We start from the raw sequence: 5,215 nt of genomic DNA, 5'->3' as shown, positions 1-5,215 counted from the left end.
TAATTGCAGTGACGGTATTAACGATTCAAAGCCAGTAACCAAAGCATCACGGACGTTATCATCCATGAAGGCTTTAGTTCTCAGCAGTTGACTTTCTTTTAGATCGGGGCGATTTTTAAGAACGTTACGAATCCATTCTTTGTGAATTTCTTCCGACCAACGAGCACGAAATAAATCGGTCAAAGCCAATTCCATCAATAAGTCCCGAAGCGGCGCAGGGTATAGAACACAAGCATCATAAACGGCGGTAAAATTTGACAAAGGTTACTCATATCCCATATTTAATTCCTGCGCCTGTGCGACCAATTCATTAAGAGTTTCGTTTCTGGCTCGATCGATGTTCTCTTTGTATTTCATCACATCTTGAAGCAACACCCGCCGATGTTTACCAACCATCCGATGCGCTAGTTCTCCTGATGCTAGTAGTTTTACTAAAAAAGGGCGCGAAACGTTCAATAAATCTGCTGCTTGTTGAGTTGTAAGCTCTGCATGATAGGGCATGAGAGTAACAGCGTTACCCTGTGCTATTTGGGTCAGAATCTCTAAGAGTAGACTGATGGCAACATTAGGGACAACTATTCTTTGTCCTAAGTCATCTTCTAAAATGCTGATACTAGTGCTGGGACGCTCTTTTTGAATCAACGGCGCAAGTTGGCGGCTACTCTCTCTAGCTAAGGCTTTTTCAGCGTCGCTCGGTGTGGATAGCAAGGCGGTAAAGTTTGGAGGCATATTCTCACCTTATCGAATAGTAAACTCTCTGTCCTCTAATCATACCCAAATAATCAGCACAAACGCAATAAGCAAAATAATCGAAATATCTTCTGATACTTCCTTTTAGCCTCCAAACAAATTCCACCCAGATCGATTGTGTGTTGACATTGTGTTGACACTTTTATATTAGAGTTATCACTTACCGCATAGGAGGAAGCATTATGTACGACTCAGCAGACGAAGGTTTGGCGAATGAAACCCGGGATGTCACAATCAACATCCGGGCTAAGAAGAATCAACGCGATCTAATCGATCGAGCGGCGGAATTGCAAGGGAAGAGTCGATCGGAGTTTATGCTAGAGTCGGCTCAAAAGACCGCCCAGGATGTGCTGTTAGACCAAAGATTTTTAAAGCAGTTTTACGATCGGTATCGGTTTACTGCTTCAACGCTGGAGCCTTTAAATTTGATGGTGAAAATTAGTGATGTGGCTAAGTCACTGGGATTGCCAGAGTAACGCATTCATAATTCACTACTCACGAGATTTTGAACACATCAGTCAGATTGCTGTCATTCACTTTGATTTCGATTATCAGCATCTGGAAATGTCCGATTTTAGGTTCTTCAGTAATTTTACGGATGCGATCTAATTGCTACATATTGGAGGATCGAATAAATACATTAACTTAGACAAGGATCTGTAGGTTGGGTTGCGGATGCGCGCTCTGGAGGTTTCCTCCAGATTGAGCGCACCAAGCAGAAGAATGAAACTAGAGCGTACTCAGCCAAAGTTTCTTTCAGCCTTTAGACAACGTAGAACGTCGGCTCAGTTGCTCGGAACGAGAATCGCCTATCATGAAATAAATAGCGCAAGTGAGTATGGAGCAAGATCGCAATGAATGCAAAACTGGTAAACTCCCTAGCCCAAATCATTCAAACACTGACAGATGCCGAACGGAAAGAGCTAGATACCAAACTCTCAACTCTAGCCCAAAATAGCAAAATCACAGATAGATCGACTCGGTTTCAGCAGTGGGATCGTCTGGTTTCTGATGCTGATGCAGCAGCGTTAAAAGCCGAATTTGCCCAAGAAGACATCATTTTTGCTGAAGCCATCTTGCCAGAATATTCCTCAAATCTTCAACAAGAGGACTACGCATGAGCCGTGGTGACATCTACCTTGCAGATTTAAACCCCAGTAGAGGTTCCGAACAAGCTGGAATACGTCCGGTTGTTGTCGTACAGCGTGAGACGATCGATAGATTCACCCAAACAGTTGTCATCGTGCCCCTCACTTCAAATCTTCGCCGCTCGAACATTCCTGGCACCATTACCATTCCCGCCGAAGAAGGTGGACTCACTCAAGAATCTGTGGCACTCTGCTATCAAATTGCCGTTATCGATCGACAGCGACTAATCAGGCAACTTGGTAAACTCTCTTCGTTGTATGTTCAACAGTTAAATGAGGCTCTGATTTATACCTTGAAATTAGATGAATCGATCGGTGAAGTAGAGTGAAATTGATATATTTTGGCTCACACAATTACTCATACTCGATTACCTCTCGGCGCGGCTACGCCAACGAAGATTCTCCTTCAGGATAGTTGGAGTACAACTAAAAAATTCCCCGATCGCGTAAATGCTTTCTAGGAACCCTTCTGTGTCTAAATTTCAGCTTAATCGGGATGAGAGGATTTGAACCTCCGACCCCTGCTTCCCGAAAGCAGTGCGCTACCAAGCTGCGCTACATCCCGATAACGTATAGATTTACTATCCTATCATAAAAAGTACCAAGCATTGAAGGTTCAGAAACTCGACTTCTTGGAAGTCGAGTTTCTTGCCGTGAGTGGTCAAATCACGATCGATCGATTATTGTTGGCGCTGCTTGAAACTCACCGATTGCGACTGGATTGGATGGTTTGTGCGCGATCGTCGGGACGGAATCGCGGAGGTGTGCTGTTAGTGTGGTAGTGGTCGAGTCGTAGATCTGGGTGAGGAGTTTGGGATAGAAACCGACACCGATAATCGGGACGAGCAGACAGGCGATAATGAATACCTCTCTGGGTTCGGCATCGACTAACTCTTCATGTTCGACTAATTCTTTGTTTTCGGCACCGTAGAAGATTTCTCGCAGCATCGAGAGCAGATAAATCGGGGTGAGTACGACTCCGATCGCGGCAATTAGTACCATGATGACTTTAAACTGGGGCGTGTAGGCATCGCTGGTGCTAAAACCGACAAATACCATCAGTTCGGCAACGAAGCCGCTCATGCCTGGTAAAGCGAGGGATGCCATCGAACAGGCGATAAACATCGCAAAAATCTTTTTCATCTTTTGACCGACACCGCCCATTTCATCGAGCATCAGGGTGTGGGTGCGATCGTATGTAGCGCCAACGAGGAAGAATAAACTCGCCCCAATCAAGCCGTGGGATACCATTTGCAAGACTGCACCACTCATCCCTAAGTCGGTGAAGGAGGCAATTCCAATTAGCACGAAGCCCATGTGTGAAATTGATGAATAAGCGATCTTCCGCTTGAGATTTCGTTGCGCGAAGGAAGTTAAGGCGGCATAGACGATATTTACGACCCCCAGCACGACTAATACTGGTGCAAAGGTCGCATGAGCATCGGGTAACATGCCAGCATTCATCCGAATCAGGGCATAACCACCCATCTTCAGCAATACGCCAGCTAGCAGCATGTGGACGGGTGCTGTAGCTTCGCCATGTGCGTCAGGGAGCCAGGTGTGAAGGGGAATAATCGGTAATTTCACGCCATAGGCGATCAATAACCCGGCATACATAAATAGCTGGAAATTATGGGCATAATTCTTAGCTGCTAATGTCCGCATATCAAAGCTGATCGTATCGCCATAGAATCCCATTGCTAAGGCGGCGACGAGGATGAATAGGGAGCCGCCAGCGGTGTAAAGGATAAATTTAGTGGAAGCATACAATCGCTTCTTCCCGCCCCAAATTGCGAGGAATAGATAGACTGGAATCAGTTCCAGTTCCCAGACGAGGAAAAATAGCAACATGTCTTGAACGGCAAAGACGGCAATCTGTCCGCCATACATCACCAACATCAAGAAGTAAAACAGTTTGGGTTTGAAGGTGACTGGCCAGGCTGCTAAAATTGCGAGGGTACTGATAAAGCCCGTCAGTAAAATGAGTGGCATGGAAATCCCATCGACGCCCACCGACCATCTCAGGTCTAGTTGGGGAATCCAAGTATAACTTTCGACTAGTTGTAATCGATCGCTATGAATATCATAGTTATTGGCAAAGGTGTAGACTAATAGGACAAAATCAATCAAGCCCACGATCAGCGCGTACCAGCGGACTGTCCGCCCATCTTTATCAGGAATGATGGGGATCGCCAGCGAAGCGAGGACTGGAAATATAATAATCGTTGTCAGCCAAGGGAAGCTATTCATAGGCATTTAAAATCGGGGTGTGCCCAATCGATTAGTTAATATATTTTGTGACAAATGGGGTTGACGTGACCTCTGTCAGATGAGATGGGGTCGTCTGCTCGCTGAGGGATCGCACCAGCGGCTAGCCGCTGTGGTGGAGAGAAAACCATCGGCAAGTGGGTTGTTTGAATAGGTCTAAATCAAGGTTGATTTGCAGCAGCGGTAGCACAATGCTGCTGTGTTGGCGCTGTTGCTCTGATGGACAGATTAGTAAACGATCGCGTTATGAAAATCGCGATGGCGCTCGGTCGATCGTCTCTACGGCTAGTAGCTACCGTGACTTACCTTTAGTTCTCAGCTTGCAACCACACCTCTTTGACACTATATGCGATCCCCTGATGGTGGGACGGGTATCTCATAATTCCTTAACAAGTTTTTTGGCTCTTTAGGGGTAGGGTCGATCTCTTGGCAATCGGCAGAAATAAAGAAACCCGACCTCTGTGAAGAAGTCGGGTTTCTAGGGTACTCAATCGGAATAAAATTGAGTTTCATGCTATGGCCAGCGTCGGACTCGAACCGACACGCTTTCGCGGATGATTTTGAGTCAACTGCGTCTACCAATTCCGCCAGCCAGCCAAATTTATAGCTTGCTTATCATAGCGCATAGTGGGGTTATTTAGCAAGGACTGATAATTATCGGTTTGCGACCACAGATCGATCTCCTTAGCACGCAAGACGGGGACGGGATGGCTGAGTTGTTCGGTTTGGCTGGCTGTGAGCATTTTGCCAAAACTCGTGGCGCTCACTTGCTCGTAGGCGCGAGCCTGAGCTAAAAAGGCATCGACATTGAGTAACGGTGCTAGTTGTGGAGAGCCGCCGGAGAGTTTCATTAATACTGAAATGACGGTTTTGGGATCTTGGCTGACGAGGAGGGCTGCACGATCGCAACTAAATTCGGCACAGCGTAACCATTGTAGCATCTGGGCTTGCAGGTTTTGGGCGAGTGCAGTCCCGATGCCTGGTAATAAACCCCCAGTGGCGAGGACGATAATATTTGCCAGCGTCAGGTAAACACCATGTTCGCACTT

Annotated in this window: 5 protein-coding genes, 2 tRNA genes and 2 pseudogenes; 3 read left to right on the top strand and 6 right to left on the bottom strand. The window is 46.4% G+C overall.

What is annotated here, in order from left to right; genetic code table 11:
- Positions 1-261: pseudogene (locus tag RMO52_RS00490) on the bottom strand (PIN domain-containing protein); the annotation flags it as partial.
- 3 nt (positions 262-264) lie between these two features.
- Entirely contained in the window at positions 265-729 is a 465-nt protein-coding gene (locus RMO52_RS00485) for a helix-turn-helix domain-containing protein (RefSeq protein ID WP_310410033.1), read from the bottom strand.
- A gap of 203 nt (positions 730-932) precedes the next feature.
- Here RMO52_RS00485 and RMO52_RS00480 point away from each other — a divergent pair, with 203 nt between their 5' ends.
- The 3 genes from RMO52_RS00480 to RMO52_RS00470 all read left to right on the top strand — a co-directional run bounded on the left by RMO52_RS00480 (position 933) and on the right by RMO52_RS00470 (position 2,227).
- Positions 933-1,226 (top strand): DUF1778 domain-containing protein, encoded by a 294-nt coding sequence (locus tag RMO52_RS00480; protein WP_310410031.1) that lies wholly within the window; start codon positions 933-935, stop codon positions 1,224-1,226.
- A gap of 378 nt (positions 1,227-1,604) precedes the next feature.
- Positions 1,605-1,871, top strand: a complete 267-nt coding sequence (locus RMO52_RS00475) for a hypothetical protein (RefSeq protein WP_310410029.1) — start codon at positions 1,605-1,607, stop codon at positions 1,869-1,871.
- Entirely contained in the window at positions 1,868-2,227 is a 360-nt protein-coding gene (locus RMO52_RS00470) for a type II toxin-antitoxin system PemK/MazF family toxin (RefSeq protein ID WP_310410027.1), read from the top strand. Before RMO52_RS00475 ends, RMO52_RS00470 begins: the two co-directional genes overlap by 4 nt.
- Positions 2,228-2,389: 162 nt before the next feature.
- Here the strand turns inward: RMO52_RS00470 and RMO52_RS00465 are convergent.
- The 4 genes and pseudogenes from RMO52_RS00465 to RMO52_RS00450 all read right to left on the bottom strand — a co-directional run.
- A tRNA-Pro gene (locus tag RMO52_RS00465) sits at positions 2,390-2,463 on the bottom strand.
- Between the two features lie 101 nt (positions 2,464-2,564).
- Positions 2,565-4,148, bottom strand: coding sequence for a photosynthetic/respiratory NAD(P)H-quinone oxidoreductase subunit D1 (gene ndhD1, locus RMO52_RS00460; protein ID WP_396134849.1), 1,584 nt, complete (start codon positions 4,146-4,148; stop codon positions 2,565-2,567).
- 535 nt (positions 4,149-4,683) lie between these two features.
- Positions 4,684-4,763 (bottom strand) — tRNA-Leu (locus RMO52_RS00455).
- A pseudogene (locus tag RMO52_RS00450) lies at positions 4,742-5,215 on the bottom strand (M48 family metallopeptidase); the annotation flags it as partial. The pseudogene RMO52_RS00450 and the gene RMO52_RS00455, both read right to left, overlap by 22 nt.

Origin of the sequence: Chamaesiphon sp. OTE_8_metabat_110 (genome assembly GCF_031382685.1) — a bacterium.
Taxonomy (GTDB): Bacteria; Cyanobacteriota; Cyanobacteriia; order Cyanobacteriales; family Chamaesiphonaceae; genus Chamaesiphon.
This window is presented reverse-complemented; position numbering and strand designations above follow the sequence as displayed.